A 14,811-nucleotide genomic window follows, 5' to 3' on the forward strand; every position below is an offset into this window, starting at 1 on the left:
ATTGATCTATACCGCCCGGGCAGTCCCGTCCATGCGCTATCCCGCCTCGCGGGTGCCGCGTTCCCGATATGGGGTCGTGCCGAATTGCCCACGGTAGCATTTGGAGAAATGCGAGGGCGAGGCAAAGCCGCAGGCCAGCGCCACGTTGATCACGCTCATATCCGTCTGCATCAGCAGATTGCGCGCCCGGTTCAGGCGCAGTTCCATGTAATACCGTTTGGGCGAACGGGACAGGTACCGCCGGAACAAACGCTCCAACTGGCGCGTTGACATGCTCACGTCGCTGGCCAGAACCGAAGGGGAGATCGGTTCCTCGATATTGGCCTCCATCCGCTGGATCACGGCAGCCAGCTTGGGATGGCGCACACCGATCCGGGTGGGGATCGACAGGCGCTGGCCATCGCGCTCGGTCCGGATAGAGGTGTGGATCATCTGATCCGCCACCTCATTGGCCAACGCAGAGCCGTGACTTTCCGCAACCAGACGCAGCATCAGGTCCGACGGCGCCGTGCCACCCGAGGCCGTTATGCGATTTCCATCAATGACATAAATGCTTTCGCTAAGGTCGATATCGGGAAACTCTTCAATAAAGCTGTCTCGATTGTCCCAATGGATCGTTGCCCGCCGCCCGTTCAAAAGTCCTGAGCGGGCCAAAACATAAGTCCCCGTACAAACGGCACCGACCGTGCGGACGCGCCGGGCCTCGCGCCGCAGCCAGTTCAGCACCGGTTGTGTTGTTGCCGCCATGACATTGGCCCCGCCAACCACGATCAGCGTTGCGTCGCGGTCCAGCTCCTCCAACCCGCCATCGACTTGCATGGGAAAGCCACCGGAACACGAGACGGTGTTGTCATCCGTAGCAAGCACGCGCCAGGAAAATAGCGGGGCTTCGGCGATCAGATTGGCCAGACGCAGGGGCTCTACCGCGCTGGCAAAGGCCAGCAGCGTAAAGCGATCCAGCAAAAGGAACGCGAATTTCTGAGTATCTTTCGGCGGGTCGCGGTCCGGCATCCTGTGATCCTGAGCAATATCTTGATCAGATTTCGCCTGCGACGTCAGGTCAAGCCCAAAAGCTTGCCACCCGGCGCGTCCTTTCTGGCCAAGCCTGGCAAAGCCGCGTATACAGCGGCCTTGCAAACAAGAATACGCGGCAAGGAGAGTCCGATGACCGGTGCAGCATGGAACAAGTCAGACTGGCGCAACAAACCGCGCATCCAGATGCCGGATTATACCGATCCTGCCGCCCTGGCTGCGGCTGAACAAAAGCTGTCCAGCTATCCGCCACTGGTTTTCGCTGGTGAGGCGCGCCGTCTGACACTGCAACTGGGCGAGGTTGCCGAGGGCAGGGCGTTCCTGCTTCAGGGCGGGGATTGTGCCGAAAGCTTTGATGAATTCAGCGCCGATCTGATCCGTGACACCTACAAGGTTATGTTGCAGATGGCCGTTGTGCTGACCTTTGGGGCCAAGCTGCCGGTGGTCAAGATCGGCCGGATGGCCGGACAGTTCGCCAAACCGCGCTCTGCTCCGACTGAGGTGAAGGATGGCGTCGAACTGCCGTCTTATCGCGGTGATATCATCAACGAACTGGCCTTCACGCCCGAGGCGCGTACCCCGAACCCGGCCAATATGCTGCAGGCCTACACCCAGGCCGCCGCATCCCTGAACCTGCTGCGTGCCTTTAGCCAGGGCGGGTTTGCCGATATCACGCGGGTGCATTCCTGGACACAGGAATCGACCCGCAGCGCGCCCGGTTATGAGCGGTATCAGCAGCTGGCCAACCGCATCTCGGAAAGCCTGGAATTCATGGATGCCGCTGGTGTGAACAGCGCCACCGCCGATACGCTGCACCGGGTGGATTTCTATACCAGCCACGAAGCATTGCTGCTGGAATACGAAGAGGCGCTGTGCCGGATCGATTCCACCTCTGGCCTGCCGGTGGCTGGCTCTGGCCATATGATCTGGATCGGCGACCGCACCCGGCAGCCAGATGGCGCGCATGTGGAGTTCTGCCGCGGCGTGCAAAACCCGATTGGCCTGAAATGCGGCCCCTCCATCAGCACCGATGATCTGCTGCAGATGATCGATGCGCTGAACCCCGACAACGTGCCGGGCCGTCTGACCTTGATCAACCGCTTTGGCGCAGGCAAGGTCGGCGATCACCTGCCCAAGCTGATCCAGGCGGTCGAACGCGAAGGGCGCAAGGTGGTCTGGTCCTGCGATCCGATGCATGGCAACACCATCAAATCCGACACCGGCTACAAGACCCGGCCTTTTGAGCGCGTGCTGGGCGAGGTGCGGGAATTCTTCGCCATCCATGCCGCCGAAGGCACCCATCCCGGTGGTGTCCATTTCGAGATGACTGGCAAGGACGTCACCGAATGCACCGGCGGCGTGCGCGCTGTGACGGATGAGGACCTCTCGGACCGCTATCACACCGCCTGCGATCCGCGCCTGAATGCCTCCCAATCGCTGGAACTGGCGTTTCTGGTGGCCGAGGAACTGGACAACCGGCGGCAGGCGCAGCAGCAGGCCATCACGGGCTGACCCATGCAGAATTTCGCCGTTCTGACTGCCCGTGCCGGGGTCAGCGATGCACTGGCGGGGCAGGTGGCCGCGCGTTTGCGCGCGCAGCCCCGACGCTTGTCGCCCAATGCTGTCGACATTCCTTTCGACGGACCTGCCCCCCAGATTGATCTGGGCGGCGCGCCGGTGGATCTGAACATTGTCCCGGCCAGCGGACGGCAAAAGGCCATGCTGATTGCCGATATGGACAGCACCATTATCCCGGTGGAATGTATCGACGAACTCGCCGATTTCGCCGGGGTAAAACCGCAGGTTGCCGAGATCACCGAACGCGCAATGCAAGGCGAACTGGATTTCGAGGCAGCTATCGACGCGCGTGTCAATTTGCTTGCCGGTCTGCCGGTGTCTGCCTTGCAGGACTGCTATGACAGCCGGGTCAGCTTGAACCCCGGTGCCGCCGATCTGGTTGGGCATATGAACAAGGCAGGCGCGATGACCGCGCTGGTCTCGGGCGGGTTTACTTTCTTTACCGAACGCGTCGCCGCCGCTGCAGGGTTCCGCTTTAACAATGCCAACCGGCTTGAGGTGGCGGATGGCACCCTGACCGGCAAGGTCCTGCGCCCGATCCTGGGATGCGCCGCCAAGGCCGAGGCGTTGCAGGCCCTATGCGCGGAACGCGGGATCACACCGGACCAGGTGATTGCGGTAGGGGATGGGGCCAATGACCTCGACATGATCGAGATGGCGGGTCTTGGCGTTGCCTTTCACGCGAAACCCGCGTTGCGCGCCGCAGCGGATGCGGTGTTGGATCACTCTGACTTGACCGCGTTGCTGGCCTTGCAGGGCCTCAGCCTTTAGCGTTTGCTCGGATGGCCCAGGCCAGCCCGGATATCAGTCGTTATCAACAATGATCCGCAGATGGCCCCGGCGCGGTTCACTGCGACGGCTCTCGTCGCTGTTGCCCTGAACGGACCGCAATGTCGGCGCGCTGTCCGGGTGACGGAAAGGCGCGCTGTCTTCGGCAAAGCCGGGAACGGCCGCAGGCGGCTCGGCCGTGACATCGCGCACTACGGTCTGATCAACGGACTGGATCGCAAAATGCACAGGCGCAGCGGCGATCCGCTCTTCGGTCACGACACAGCCCAGCACCCGAGTCACTTCGCCAAAATCACTGCGCAGCGGCAATAGCAGCATGGTCGCATTGGTCTGCTGGCCATCGCCGCCAGTGGCGGTCAATTGCAGTTCCATCACCGCAGGCGTGTTGAGAACCGTGTTCAGATGCTGGCTGAACGCCTCGCGGTTATCGGCGGCCATCATCGCCTCGGGCGGCATGCCGCGCACCTCCATCCCCATCATCTCGCACAGCGCCATGCCAGCCAGACGGACCCGCAATTGCGTTGGGTTCAACTGCTCAAGGATGAACATATTCTCAAGCGCATCTTCGAATTGACGCGGGTCCAGTTCTGCCCGAAAAGGCGCCAGCCGCCCGTCACGCAGGCTGTCCCAGTAACTCCGCAGGTTCTGCAGAATGTCTGACGTCATCTTCGGTCTCAGCACCATATTCCCTCTCCACCGCGCATCCATGCGACATGGAGAACCTAATCGATTTCTACACAGAAGTCCCTGCATTTGGTAGGAAATGATTAACGTAAATAGAATCCTAACAATAAAAGGCTGCGGCAGGGGGCAGATATGACACTAAGTTCGATGACCGGCTTTGCGACGCGACCGGGCACCGCAGACGAGGCTGAATGGGTCTGGGAGGCGCGCAGCGTCAATTCCCGGGGTCTGGATATCCGCCTGCGCCTGCCCGAAGGGCTGGAGGGGCTGGAGCCGGACCTGCGCAAACAGATCGCGGCCAGGCTGAAACGCGGCGCGGTCACCGTGTCCCTGCGGATCAATCTGCGCGAAACCGCCTCAGAGGCGGCGGTGAACACCGAGGCGCTGAACGCCGCCCTCGCCGGGCTGCAACAGGTCGAGGCTGCGGCGCAGGCGGCGGGCCTGTCCCTGGCCCCGACGCAGGCCGCGAGCATTCTGACCATGCGCGGCGTCATGGACCAAAGCCGCAACACGCAGCGCCTGGCGGCCTGCAAAGACGCGGTAAAGGCCGAGATTGCCCCGCTGCTCGATGCCCTGGTTACGGCTCGTCAGGCCGAGGGAAAGGCCATTGGTCAGGTTCTGTCAGGGCAGGTCGATCATGTCGCCGAATTGATCGGACAAGCCACCAAATCTGCCGACGCGCGTGCAGCCCAAAGCGGCGCGACGCTGAAAGCCCGGGTCGCGGCCCTGCTGGACACCACCGACCGGGTCGATCAGGACCGGTTGGCGCAGGAGCTTGCCCTGATTGCCGTCAAGGCAGATGTGACCGAGGAACTCGACCGTCTGAAAACCCATGTTGACGCGGCCCGCAGCTTGTTGGCCGATGCCGGGCCCATCGGGCGCAAACTGGATTTCCTGATGCAAGAATTCAACCGCGAGGCCAACACGCTCTGCTCGAAATCCGGTGATCCGGAATTGACGGCGACCGGGCTTGAGATGAAAGTCACCATCGACCAGATGCGTGAGCAATGCCAGAATATCGAGTGATATGACCGAAATCCGACGCAACGGCCTGTTGATCATGCTGTCCTCGCCCTCGGGCGCAGGCAAATCCACCCTGTCGCAACGTCTGCTGGCCAGCGACCCGGCCGTCAGCTTTTCCATATCCGCCACCACCCGCCCGCCCCGTCCTGGCGAGGTGGAGGGCGAGCATTACTATTTCCGCACGCAGGACCAGTTCCGCGCCATGGTGGCATCGGGTGAAATGCTGGAACATGCCGAAGTGTTCGGCAATCTCTACGGCACCCCGCGCGGCCCGGTTGAGGCCGCGGTGAAGGCCGGGCGCGATATCGTCTTTGACGTGGACTGGCAGGGCGGCCAGCAGATCCGCAACTCAGACCTGCGCGACGCCGTGGTGTCGGTGTTTATCCTGCCGCCGTCCATCGCCGCGCTGGCGCAGCGGCTGCGGGGCAGGGCGCAGGACAGTGATGAAGTGATTGCGGGCCGGATGCAGCGGTCGCGGGACGAGATCAGCCATTGGGCGGAATACGACTATGTTCTGGTCAACGAGGATATCGAAACCTGTGAGGCCGAACTGCGCGCCATCATCACCGCCGAACGCCTGAAACGCGACCGCCGCCCGGGCCTTCTGGCGCATGTGCAGACCCTGAACGACGAATTTACCAAGGTGATCGGATGAGCCTTTATGAATTGAACGGCATAGCCCCGCATTTACCCGAAGATGGCGATGTTTTCATCGCCCCCGGCGCCGTCCTGATTGGCAATATCCGGCTGGAAACCGGCAGTTCCGTTTGGTTCAACGCCGTGCTGCGCGGCGATAATGAACTGATCAGCGTTGGTCAGGGATCGAATGTGCAGGATGGCTGCGTATGCCATACCGACCCGGGTTTTCCCTTAAGCATCGGCACGGATTGCACCATCGGTCACAAGGCCTTGCTGCATGGCTGCACGATTGGGGATGGCGCGCTGATTGGGATGGGGGCAACAGTGCTCAATGGGGCGAAAATCGGTGCCGGTTGCCTGATCGGCGCCGGGGCGCTGATTACTGAGGGTAAGGAAATCCCGCCCGGATCGCTGGTGATGGGCGCGCCGGGCAAAGTCGTGCGCGAGGTGGACGAGGCTGGCAAAGCCATGCTGCGCGCCTCTGCCGCGCATTATCAGGAGCGCATGCGCAGCTATCGCATGGGGCTGAAACCGGTCATGTTGCGGGCCTGAGGCCACTCACCGACAGGCTGGCGCTGCCATCGCCAAACTGATGCTCCAGTATCGTGCCGCCACCGGCCAATTCGTCGCGTAGCAGCAGGAATTGAACATCTGCGGCCGTGACCCCTTCGTCCGGGCCACCGCGCAGCAAGGCCCATTTTTCGGGGATCGGATTGAACCGCTCAGCCGTGATATCAATTCGGAAACCGTCCGCTCCGGCATGCGCCGTGATCCGTCCACCCAGCGGCAGCGTCTTTTCCACACAAAGCAGCGCCAGCAGCAGCAGCTTGGCGGTCTGACGCGGCAGATTTGTCTGATCGGCTTGCAACATTGCCTGATTGCGCCCGTTGAACATCGCGCCGATCACCTGACGCAACTCCTCCACCGCGACCTCCGCCCTGGTCTGGGCTGCCCCAAAGGCGATGCGGAAAAACCGCACTTTGCCCGCCGCGCTGTCCACACTATCGGCAATCAGACCCAGTTCCGGCGTCGCCCCGCCGCCCAGTTCCGTCATCAACTCGACCCCGTTCGAGATCGCTCCGATCGGAGAAATCAGATCATGGCAAATGCGCGAACTGACCAGCGCTGTCAGATCGCGGCTCATTGCGTTGCCTCGCGTGATGGCGGTAGGGTTGTGATATGCATGCTTTCCTCGAACCTGGGTCCTTTGTCGCCCATCCGGATCAGCCCGATTGGGGGCTGGGTCAGGTACAATCGGTGATCGGCGACCGGATCACCGTGAATTTCGAACATGCCGGAAAAGTGGTTATCGACGGCAAACAGATCAGCCTGCTGCCCGAACCACCCCCCGGCTAAACCACTATCCCAAGCGCTGGTTAATGAAGTCCTAAAGCGTTTCGGGATAAACCTGAGACAAAAGATTATCCTGAAACGCAGTGATAAGCCTATATGGTGTACGCGTTTCGATTTTATGTGATGTCTCAAGGTAAACTCGAAACGCTTTAATTCACCCAAAGCTAAGCCCTGCACCGACAGGCATGCAACCCTCTGCGATCTTTTATCTGGTCTCAGCTATTGCCCAGTTGCGCCGCGCCCCCGATTTGCCTATCACCGCCTGACAAGCATCTGGGGATGTCACCCGTATGAAGTATGACAAAAGCCGTCTGTCTGTACGGCTTGCCACCTCCGAGGAAGAGGTACGCGGCGCGCAACGGCTTCGCTACAAGATCTTTGTCGAGGAAATGGGGGCAAAGGCGGCCGAAGCAGATCACGACGCGCGGCTGGAAAAGGACCGCTTTGATGCGGTCTTTGATCACCTTATTCTGATCAACAAGGATATTGATGACCCGTTGGACCGGGTTGTTGGCGCGTATCGGCTGCTGCCCGATGCCAAGGCGAAGGCGCATTTCGGCTTTTACGGCACATCGGAATACGATCTGAGCCTGATCGAAAATCTTGGCCGGAACTCTGTGGAATTGGGGCGCTCCTGTATCGCTGAGGAACATCGCCGGGGGGCGGCAATGCATCTTTTGTGGAACGGGCTTGCCGAATATGTGCTGAAGCGTAAGATCGAGGTGATGTTCGGCGTTGCTTCCTTCCACGGCACCGATCCAGACGCAATCAGCCAGGCGCTCAGCTATCTGCACCACAACCATCTGGCACCGGCCGACCTTCGGGTGCGGGCCTTGGGCGATCTGGCGGTATCTATGGATCGTTTGCCGGTCGATCAGATCGACAATCCAACGGCGATGAAACAGATCCCCAGCCTGATCAAAGCCTATCTCCGGCTCGGCGGATTTGTCGGTCAGGACGCTTATATTGATCATGATTTCAACACGATAGACGTATGTCTTCTGATGGACACAACGCGCATGGTCTCGCGCTATCTGGACTACTACTCCAAGCAGGCGGATTAAGATGACGCCGACCTGGGACGGAGGTGATCCGCCGGTTTTGCCGCCGATCAGATGGTGGCAATGGGGGCTGGCAGCGCTGCGCGGGCTGACATTCGTTGTCCTGACCTATGGCCTGATCATCTTTGTCATTCTGTTCAACCTGATCGAAAAGCTGTGGCCCCTTGGCGTGGCGCAGAGCATCATTCGGTTCTGGGGCAAAATCTGCCTTTGGCTCTGTGGTTTGCGCCTCCGGCGTGTCGGCACGCCGATGCAGGGGGGCGGCGCGCTGGTGGCAAATCACTGCAGCTGGGTCGATATCTTTACGTTGCTGGCCGCGGACAGGGTGCACTTCGTCTCTAAGGCGGAGGTGGCGAAATGGCCGGTTGTGGGCATCCTTGCCCGTCAGATCGACCCGGTCTTTATCGACCGGCGGCGGTCCGGGGCAGTGAAGCACGGGCAGCAATTGCTCGACCGGCTACATGCGGGGCAGCGATTGTGCTTTTTCCCTGAAGGCACCAGCACGGATGGCTTAAGGGTTATTGATTTCAAATCAACGCTTTTCAGCGTTTTTTTAACGCCAGAACTGAAGTCAGAACTGCGCGTGCAGCCGGTCAGCATCATCTATCACCCCCGCGCCGGTCTGCCCCGTTCCTTCTTCGGTTGGTGGGGTGAGATGCCATTGGGCCCCCATGCGCTGGCGGTTCTTGCCATGTCCTATGGCAGCGAGGTCGAGGTTGTGTTTCATTCGCCCCTGCAGGCTGCGGAGTTCGATGATCGCAAGGCCCTGGCGCGGGCGTCGGAAACCGCAGTGCGGCAAGGCTTTACGGCGCAGAGCGGCGATTAAACCAGGTCGCATTTCGTGGTAAACAGATAAACGCGTCCGCTCCAAGCGGTCGCACGCGCTTTCTGGTGTCAGGTGGTTCTTACGAACTCCAAATTGCTCAAAGCAACGCGTGATAGTCGCGCAGCGCGGCAACCGGGTCCTCCGCCCCCCAAATCTCGGAGGACAGGCCGATAAAATCAGCCACCGGCGCAAGCTGGCGCAACTGATCCGGCGTCAGATCACCTTCGGCCACAACCGGCAGTTCGATCATCTGGCTCCACCAGCGGAACAGATCCGGGTCAGCCGTTTGTCCGTCACCCAAAAGATCAGACGCCCCGACCGGCCCGAACGAGACATAATCCGCCCCGATCTCTCCGGCGGTCATCCCATCGTGACGCGACGCCCCGCAAAACGCGCCAACGATCGCCTCTTTATCCAGTTCCTTGCGCGCCTCGCGGATGTGCTTGGCCCCATCCTGCAGATGCACGCCATCCAGCCCCAGCGGGCCGACAAGGCGATAATGGCTGTCGATAACAATAGGAATATCACGGGCATGGGCGATATCGCGCATCGTATCGGCGGCGCGGGCCACTTGATCCTGATCCCGCGTGGCCAATGTCAGCCGCAGGCAGGCAACGGGCGCTGCATCCAGCAGGCGCGGCAACAAATCGGCCAGACGTGCCAACTCAATAGATGGCGGTGTGGACAGGTAAATTTGCGGCTGTTCGGCCATCGGCCCCTCGTCAGATTTCCAGACCTTCTATCCAGCCATCCGCCCGTCGTCCAGCCACGGCTTTCGCTTTGCATATTGTTGCGCGGCATACTAGGTCAGATGAAAGAGTGTCCAAGGGCTGGTTGCATGGCGTTTTTTAACAAGCTGAAAGAGCGGTTGTTCAAGTCTTCCTCAAAGCTGGAGGAAGGGCTGGAAGCCTTGGTCGAAGACGGGGGCGATGCTACGCCCGATCCGACACCGGGCCTTGTTGGCCGGCTGATGGGCCGCGATGCCGGACCGCGCCGGGTGCTGGATGATGCCATGCTGGAACAGCTGGAAGAGGTCCTGATTCAGGCCGATATGGGTGTGGAAACCGCACTGAAAGTCGCTGCCAACATGGCCGAGGGGCGCTTTGGCCGCAAACTGGGCGTGGCAGAGATCAAAGACCTTCTGGCAGCAGAAGTTACTGCCCTGATCGACCCGGTTGCCAAACCGATGCCGCTTTACCCCAAACGCCCGCAAGTGGTATTGGTGGTGGGCGTCAACGGGTCCGGCAAAACCACGACAATCGGCAAGCTTGCCAGCCAGTTCAAGGCGGCGGGCAAATCTGTGGTGATCGCAGCAGGTGATACGTTCCGCGCCGCCGCCGTCGAACAACTTCAGGTTTGGGGGGAGCGCGCTGGTGTGCCGGTGATGACCGCCGGGCAGGGGTCAGACCCCGCCTCGCTGGTCTTTGACGCCATGACCCGGGCCGAGGCAGACGGCGCGGACCTTCTGATGATCGACACCGCTGGCCGCTTGCAGAACCGCAGCGATCTGATGGAGGAACTGGCCAAGATCGTCCGGGTGATCCGCAAAAAAGACCCCGATGCACCGCATAACACCCTGCTGGTGCTGGATGCGACAACCGGCCAGAACGCCCTGGAACAAGTGCGCATCTTCCGCGAGGTGGCAGACGTGACCGGTCTGGTAATGACCAAACTGGACGGCACCGCCAAGGGCGGCGTGCTTGTGGCGCTGGCCGACAAATTCGGCCTGCCAATTCATGCAATCGGGGTTGGCGAAGGCATTGACGATCTGTCACCCTTTGACCCACAGGATTTCGCCCGCGCATTGACGGGCCAGTTGGAGGACTGAAATGCGATATCTTCTTTTAGCAGCGCTTCTGCTTGCTGGCGGCGCTCAGGCGCAGGGATTGCGCCAATCGACCTGTGGCGAGTTTCTGGAACTGACCCGCCCGATGCTGAATGAGGTCGGCGTTCAGATCGCCAATATCCGCAGCTCTGTGCGTCAGGGCTGGTGTGTCTATTCAGGTATCGAAACCAATCAATCGCGTCACGCGAGCATGGTCTACACGATCGACGAGGTCCGCCTGCGCGGGGCCGGTCTGCAAAGCCTGATGGCAGAGCCTGGAACAACCGATTTCAGCCTTCCGTCTGAATTTGAAATGGAGATCGAACGTCTACGGATGATCCCCAGCACCTCGCAGGCCGGTTTCGATTACATGCTGCGCGCCCAGTCCAAGCGCAATTGGATCGACCTGCGCCTGAGAACGCTCTGGGATGCTGAAACCAAGAACTTCAAGATCGACGGTGCCGAGGCAAAATTCGCCAGTGGAGATTATATCTGGCTGGCCCTGGATGTTGATGGCGTCGATCCGTCGAAGGTCAACACCCCGCTGCCTTTGGCTGCACAGATGCGTATCAACGAAGTGGCGCTGACCGTCCAGAACACCAGTGGTGCCGTGTTCGAAGGCCTGATCCTGCCGCAGATCATGACCGCGCTGTATCAGGATTTCGAAACCCCCGAAAAAGTCGGGGAGTTCGTGCAAAAAGCAGCAACGGCTGGTCTCGCACTGGTTCCCGAGCGGGTGTTTGAAAGCGGCGCACGCGCTTCCTTGTCAAATGTCATCGCAGATATCCCCAACCCCAATGGCAAACTGGTCCTCAAAGCTGTCTTTGATGGCGGGTTAAAGGTGGATGAGGTCGAGGGTCTTCTAATGAACCCTCCGCTTGCCAATCCGCTGGAGGGACTGCCCACTAATCTGAAGATTGACGCGTTCTACGACCGCAAGCCGCTGGATTGATGGGGGACTGGATCGCCTCTGTCGAGGGGACGGAGGCCGGGCGCCATCTGGCGATGGGGCTGGCATTGATGTCGGCCGTTGCCCATGCAGTCTTTGGCGCGTTGCAGAAGGGGCGGCATGATCCGTGGCTGACGCGCGGCTCTATCGACCTTTGGATTGCTGTCATGGCTTTGCCAATGGCGCTGTTTCTGGTGCCATGGCCACGCGGTGTTGAATGGGCCTTTCTGGCCGGGGCGGTTGTGATCCACTTCATTTACAAGGTTCTGATGGCGGCGGCTTACAGCCGCGCTGCCTATACCGTGGTTTACCCGGTTGTGCGCGGCACCGGGCCGCTGGCCACCGTGGCCTTTGCGGCCCTCGTATTTCAGGAGCACTTCGCTTTGATGCAATGGTTCGGGGTGGCCCTGTTGTCAGGGGGTATTCTGGCGCTGGCCTGGGTCAATCTGCATGGTGCGCGCGTCGACCGGGCCGGGTTGAAAATCGGCCTGACCCTGGCGCTGATTGGTGGTCTGACTGTGGCGCTTTATACCATCTATGATGCCTATGCGATCCGCGCGACGCCCGACCCCTTCACCTTTCTGGCCTGGTTCTTCTTACTAACTGCCCTTGATTTCCCCCTGATCGGGCTTTACCGCCTGCGCAGGATGGACAACCCACCGGCGCTGCCGCCGCTGATGCTGCGCGGCGTAATCGGGGGCATGATCGCCTTTCTGTCATTTGGCGGTGTCATGCTGGCCACACGCCTTGATAAGGTGGGGGAGGCTGCGGTGCTGCGCGAAACCTCGGTCGTGTTTGCGGCAATCATCGGCGGCGTGTTTTTGAAGGAACATGTGGGTGTGACCCGCGCGGCGCTGATGGTTGTGATCGCCTTGGGCGCAGTGGTGGTGGAATTCGGGGGCTGAAAGCATTACGTCATTTCGCAAAGACCTGAACCCAGGTCTGCAAGGAACCGAAAATAGGTGAGGCGTATGAGTGAGACTAAGAAACCTGCATGGATCAAACCGGCGCTGGAATTCGGCCCGATCCTGATTTTCTTTCTGGCCTATCGCTTTGCCCCCATTGAGCCGGGCGCAACCGATGAGGCGCGGCAGCTATCGCAGGTCCTGTTTGCGACAGCGGTGTTCATCCCGATTATTCTGGCCTCGCTCGCGCTGTCCTGGTGGCTTTTGAAAAGCCTGCCCAAGATGGCGATCCTGACAGCGGTGGTCGTGGTGGTGTTCGGCGGCCTGACCCTATGGCTGCGCGATGACACATTCATCAAGATGAAGCCGACGATCATCTATCTGATATTTGCAGCGGTCCTGGGGTTCGGATTGATGCGCGGCCAGTCCTATCTGGCGTATATGCTGGAAAGTGCGCTGCCGCTTAGCCATGAAGGGTGGATGACCTTTACTAAGCGCTTCGCCCTGATGTTCGTCGGGCTGGCCGTCGCGAATGAGGCGGTATGGCGTTTGACCAGCACCGACACATGGGTGAATTTCAAAACCTTCGGCCTGCCGGTGCTGATGATGGCGTTCATGCTATCCCAGGCGAAATTGTTTTCCGAGCATATGGAATAGCAAGAGGAAGAGGACGTCTGAGGTTAAGGCCAAGTGCTGATCCGAGCATCGGCGAGCCGTGGCGCGGCGATCCGAAGGTCTTAAGGTCGCTTTATCCCCGCCACCGGCGCGCACCACCCATTCAACGCACAAAGGCCAAACCAATCGCCGTGCCGACGGGACGGCTCGGCGATGCGCGGCGGCCTTCGGCCTTTGCTCAGCGCAGGCACGCCGCAGGTTTCAGGCCAACTGCGCCAGCGCGTGACGTTTCTTTCCAGCGCTGAGCTTTACCGGCTCGGCAAAGGCACCACGGGTCAGCATCAGCCCGGCATCCGTCACCGGCTCATCATTTACCCGCGCGCCGTTCCCCGCGATCAGCCGCTTGGCTTCCCTGCCGGATGGCGACAACCCGGAGCGCACAAATAGCTGCACAACCGAAATCCCCGCCTCGCCAAAATCAGCCTCGCTTAGGGCCAGCACGGGCAGATCATCGCCGACGCCACCTTTTTCAAAAACATCCCGTGCCGTAGCCTCAGCCGTGGTCGCCGCATCGGCCCCGCGGCACAGGGCCGTCACCTCATTGGCCAGCCGGATCTTGGCCTCATTGATTTCCTGACCTTCCAGCGCGCCCAGATGCTCGCATTCCTCAATCGGCAATTCGGTGAACATCTTCAGGAACTTGCCAACATCGGCGTCATCCACATTCCGCCACCACTGCCAGAAATCATAAGACGACATCATGTCTTCGTTCAGCCAGACAGCCCCATCTGCCGATTTGCCCATCTTTTTGCCATCGGCCCGGGTGACCAGCGGTGTGGTCAGACCATAGGCCTCGCTCGCCTCAACGCGCCGGATCAGATCCGCGCCCGAAACGATATTGCCCCACTGATCCGAGCCGCCCATCTGCAGCACACAGCCATGGCGGCGATGCAGTTCCAGATAGTCATAGGCCTGCAGCAGCATGTAGTTGAATTCGATGAAGCTCAGCGCTTGTTCCCGGTCCAGCCGCGATTTCACACTTTCAAAGGCCAGCAGGCGGTTGATGGTGAAATGCTTGCCGATATCGCGCAGGAAATCGATATAGCCCAGCTTGTCCAGCCATTCAGCATTATTGACCAGCGGGCTGTCGGTCGGACCATCCCCGTAAGAGATATAATTGGCAAAAACCTGGCGGATGCCGTCAGCATTCTGGTTGATCTGATCCACCGTCAGGATCTTGCGCATCTCATCCTTGCCGGACGGATCGCCTACCTTCGTTGTGCCGCCGCCCATCAGCGTGATCGGCCGGTGCCCGGTTTTCTGCATCCAGCGCAGCAGCATGATCTGCACCAGATTGCCGATATGCAAAGAGGTGGCCGTCAGATCGAACCCGATATAACCCGTGACCGGTCCTGCCATCAGTTTTTCATCCAGGCCCTCAAGGTCCGTGCAGTCCTGTACGAAACCGCGGGCCGAAATCTCGCGCAGAAAGTCGCTTTTGGGGATGTAGGTCATTGCGCCGGTCCGTTGCT

At 60.3% G+C, this 14,811-nt stretch carries 17 protein-coding genes; 12 read left to right on the forward strand and 5 right to left on the reverse strand.

All coding sequences use genetic code 11. The annotated features are described in order from the left end of the window. Nucleotides 1–36: 36 nt before the first annotated feature. Complete coding sequence (locus tag ACW9UQ_RS02585; RefSeq protein WP_458929431.1) at nucleotides 37–1,011, reverse strand: GlxA family transcriptional regulator; 975 nt, start codon at nucleotides 1,009–1,011, stop codon at nucleotides 37–39. Nucleotides 1,012–1,164: 153 nt separating this feature from the next. Between ACW9UQ_RS02585 and ACW9UQ_RS02590 the strand changes: the two genes are divergently transcribed. Then, entirely contained in the window at nucleotides 1,165–2,544 is a 1,380-nt protein-coding gene (locus ACW9UQ_RS02590) for a class II 3-deoxy-7-phosphoheptulonate synthase (RefSeq protein ID WP_458929432.1), read from the forward strand. Between the two features lie 3 nt (nucleotides 2,545–2,547). Further along, the gene (gene serB, locus ACW9UQ_RS02595) at nucleotides 2,548–3,381 is read left to right on the forward strand and encodes a phosphoserine phosphatase SerB (RefSeq protein WP_458929433.1); all 834 of its coding nucleotides are present in this window, start codon (nucleotides 2,548–2,550) and stop codon (nucleotides 3,379–3,381) included. Between the two features lie 33 nt (nucleotides 3,382–3,414). Here the strand turns inward: serB and ACW9UQ_RS02600 are convergent, their stop codons facing one another. Further along, on the reverse strand, nucleotides 3,415–4,083 hold the full coding sequence (locus tag ACW9UQ_RS02600; RefSeq protein ID WP_458929434.1) for a PAS domain-containing protein: 669 nt from the start codon (nucleotides 4,081–4,083) through the stop codon (nucleotides 3,415–3,417). Between the two features lie 132 nt (nucleotides 4,084–4,215). Between ACW9UQ_RS02600 and ACW9UQ_RS02605 the strand changes: the two genes are divergently transcribed. The 3 genes from ACW9UQ_RS02605 to ACW9UQ_RS02615 are packed head-to-tail and all read left to right on the forward strand — an operon-like array spanning nucleotide 4,216 to nucleotide 6,297. Next, nucleotides 4,216–5,109, forward strand: a complete 894-nt coding sequence (locus ACW9UQ_RS02605; protein WP_458929435.1) for a YicC/YloC family endoribonuclease — start codon at nucleotides 4,216–4,218, stop codon at nucleotides 5,107–5,109. A gap of 10 nt (nucleotides 5,110–5,119) precedes the next feature. Further along, nucleotides 5,120–5,761: a guanylate kinase gene (gene gmk, locus ACW9UQ_RS02610; RefSeq protein WP_458929502.1), complete on the forward strand. Its 642-nt coding sequence runs from the start codon at nucleotides 5,120–5,122 to the stop codon at nucleotides 5,759–5,761. Then, nucleotides 5,758–6,297, forward strand: coding sequence for a gamma carbonic anhydrase family protein (locus ACW9UQ_RS02615; protein WP_458929436.1), 540 nt, complete (start codon nucleotides 5,758–5,760; stop codon nucleotides 6,295–6,297). Before gmk ends, ACW9UQ_RS02615 begins: the two co-directional genes overlap by 4 nt. On the opposite strand, the gene ACW9UQ_RS02620 is transcribed toward ACW9UQ_RS02615, so the two are convergent. Further along, complete coding sequence (locus ACW9UQ_RS02620) at nucleotides 6,281–6,889, reverse strand: histidine phosphotransferase family protein (protein ID WP_458929437.1); 609 nt, start codon at nucleotides 6,887–6,889, stop codon at nucleotides 6,281–6,283. The genes ACW9UQ_RS02615 and ACW9UQ_RS02620 overlap by 17 nt on opposite strands. A 35-nt stretch (nucleotides 6,890–6,924) precedes the next feature. On the opposite strand from ACW9UQ_RS02620, the gene ACW9UQ_RS02625 reads away from it, so the two are divergent. The 3 genes from ACW9UQ_RS02625 to ACW9UQ_RS02635 all read left to right on the forward strand — a co-directional run bounded on the left by ACW9UQ_RS02625 (nucleotide 6,925) and on the right by ACW9UQ_RS02635 (nucleotide 8,985). Continuing rightward, nucleotides 6,925–7,101 carry a DUF3553 domain-containing protein gene (locus ACW9UQ_RS02625; RefSeq protein WP_458929438.1) on the forward strand — a complete coding sequence of 59 codons (177 nt, stop codon included), beginning with the start codon at nucleotides 6,925–6,927 and terminating at the stop codon, nucleotides 7,099–7,101. 287 nt (nucleotides 7,102–7,388) lie between these two features. Beyond that, a complete protein-coding gene (gene olsB, locus ACW9UQ_RS02630; protein WP_458929439.1) occupies nucleotides 7,389–8,162 on the forward strand; it encodes an L-ornithine N(alpha)-acyltransferase in 774 nt (257 codons plus the stop codon). 1 nt (nucleotide 8,163) lies between these two features. Beyond that, nucleotides 8,164–8,985, forward strand: coding sequence for a lysophospholipid acyltransferase family protein (locus ACW9UQ_RS02635; protein ID WP_458929440.1), 822 nt, complete (start codon nucleotides 8,164–8,166; stop codon nucleotides 8,983–8,985). Between the two features lie 97 nt (nucleotides 8,986–9,082). On the opposite strand, the gene ACW9UQ_RS02640 is transcribed toward ACW9UQ_RS02635, so the two are convergent. Then, on the reverse strand, nucleotides 9,083–9,697 hold the full coding sequence (locus ACW9UQ_RS02640; RefSeq protein ID WP_458929441.1) for a thiamine phosphate synthase: 615 nt from the start codon (nucleotides 9,695–9,697) through the stop codon (nucleotides 9,083–9,085). 126 nt (nucleotides 9,698–9,823) lie between these two features. Here ACW9UQ_RS02640 and ftsY point away from each other — a divergent pair, with 126 nt between their 5' ends. The 4 genes from ftsY (at nucleotide 9,824) to ACW9UQ_RS02660 (ending at nucleotide 13,321) form a co-directional block, all read left to right on the forward strand. After that, a complete protein-coding gene (ftsY, locus tag ACW9UQ_RS02645) occupies nucleotides 9,824–10,813 on the forward strand; it encodes a signal recognition particle-docking protein FtsY (protein WP_458929442.1) in 990 nt (329 codons plus the stop codon). Nucleotide 10,814: 1 nt separating this feature from the next. Then, entirely contained in the window at nucleotides 10,815–11,762 is a 948-nt protein-coding gene (locus ACW9UQ_RS02650; protein ID WP_458929443.1) for a hypothetical protein, read from the forward strand. Next, nucleotides 11,762–12,664, forward strand: coding sequence for an EamA family transporter (locus ACW9UQ_RS02655; protein WP_458929444.1), 903 nt, complete (start codon nucleotides 11,762–11,764; stop codon nucleotides 12,662–12,664). The genes ACW9UQ_RS02650 and ACW9UQ_RS02655 overlap by 1 nt, the downstream gene beginning before the upstream one ends. Nucleotides 12,665–12,730: 66 nt before the next feature. Then, entirely contained in the window at nucleotides 12,731–13,321 is a 591-nt protein-coding gene (locus ACW9UQ_RS02660; RefSeq protein WP_458929445.1) for an inner membrane-spanning protein YciB, read from the forward strand. Between the two features lie 219 nt (nucleotides 13,322–13,540). Here the strand turns inward: ACW9UQ_RS02660 and tyrS are convergent, their stop codons facing one another. Then, entirely contained in the window at nucleotides 13,541–14,794 is a 1,254-nt protein-coding gene (gene tyrS, locus ACW9UQ_RS02665) for a tyrosine--tRNA ligase (protein ID WP_458929446.1), read from the reverse strand. Nucleotides 14,795–14,811: the final 17 nt, after the last annotated feature.

The organism is Halovulum sp. GXIMD14793 (genome assembly GCF_054457435.1).

Bases quoted from the DNA above. Each gene is read 5' to 3' on its own strand.
- ACW9UQ_RS02585 (WP_458929431.1), bottom strand. From the start codon at position 1,011: ATGCCGGACCGCGACCCGCCGAAAGATACTCAGAAATTCGCGTTCCTT.
- ACW9UQ_RS02590 (WP_458929432.1), top strand. From the start codon at position 1,165: ATGACCGGTGCAGCATGGAACAAGTCAGACTGGCGCAACAAACCGCGC.
- serB (WP_458929433.1), top strand. From the start codon at position 2,548: ATGCAGAATTTCGCCGTTCTGACTGCCCGTGCCGGGGTCAGCGATGCA.
- ACW9UQ_RS02600 (WP_458929434.1), bottom strand. From the start codon at position 4,083: ATGGTGCTGAGACCGAAGATGACGTCAGACATTCTGCAGAACCTGCGG.
- ACW9UQ_RS02605 (WP_458929435.1), top strand. From the start codon at position 4,216: ATGACACTAAGTTCGATGACCGGCTTTGCGACGCGACCGGGCACCGCA.
- ACW9UQ_RS02615 (WP_458929436.1), top strand. From the start codon at position 5,758: ATGAGCCTTTATGAATTGAACGGCATAGCCCCGCATTTACCCGAAGAT.
- ACW9UQ_RS02620 (WP_458929437.1), bottom strand. From the start codon at position 6,889: ATGAGCCGCGATCTGACAGCGCTGGTCAGTTCGCGCATTTGCCATGAT.
- ACW9UQ_RS02625 (WP_458929438.1), top strand. From the start codon at position 6,925: ATGCATGCTTTCCTCGAACCTGGGTCCTTTGTCGCCCATCCGGATCAG.
- olsB (WP_458929439.1), top strand. From the start codon at position 7,389: ATGAAGTATGACAAAAGCCGTCTGTCTGTACGGCTTGCCACCTCCGAG.
- ACW9UQ_RS02635 (WP_458929440.1), top strand. From the start codon at position 8,164: ATGACGCCGACCTGGGACGGAGGTGATCCGCCGGTTTTGCCGCCGATC.
- ACW9UQ_RS02640 (WP_458929441.1), bottom strand. From the start codon at position 9,697: ATGGCCGAACAGCCGCAAATTTACCTGTCCACACCGCCATCTATTGAG.
- ftsY (WP_458929442.1), top strand. From the start codon at position 9,824: ATGGCGTTTTTTAACAAGCTGAAAGAGCGGTTGTTCAAGTCTTCCTCA.
- ACW9UQ_RS02650 (WP_458929443.1), top strand. From the start codon at position 10,815: ATGCGATATCTTCTTTTAGCAGCGCTTCTGCTTGCTGGCGGCGCTCAG.
- ACW9UQ_RS02655 (WP_458929444.1), top strand. From the start codon at position 11,762: ATGGGGGACTGGATCGCCTCTGTCGAGGGGACGGAGGCCGGGCGCCAT.
- ACW9UQ_RS02660 (WP_458929445.1), top strand. From the start codon at position 12,731: ATGAGTGAGACTAAGAAACCTGCATGGATCAAACCGGCGCTGGAATTC.
- tyrS (WP_458929446.1), bottom strand. From the start codon at position 14,794: ATGACCTACATCCCCAAAAGCGACTTTCTGCGCGAGATTTCGGCCCGC.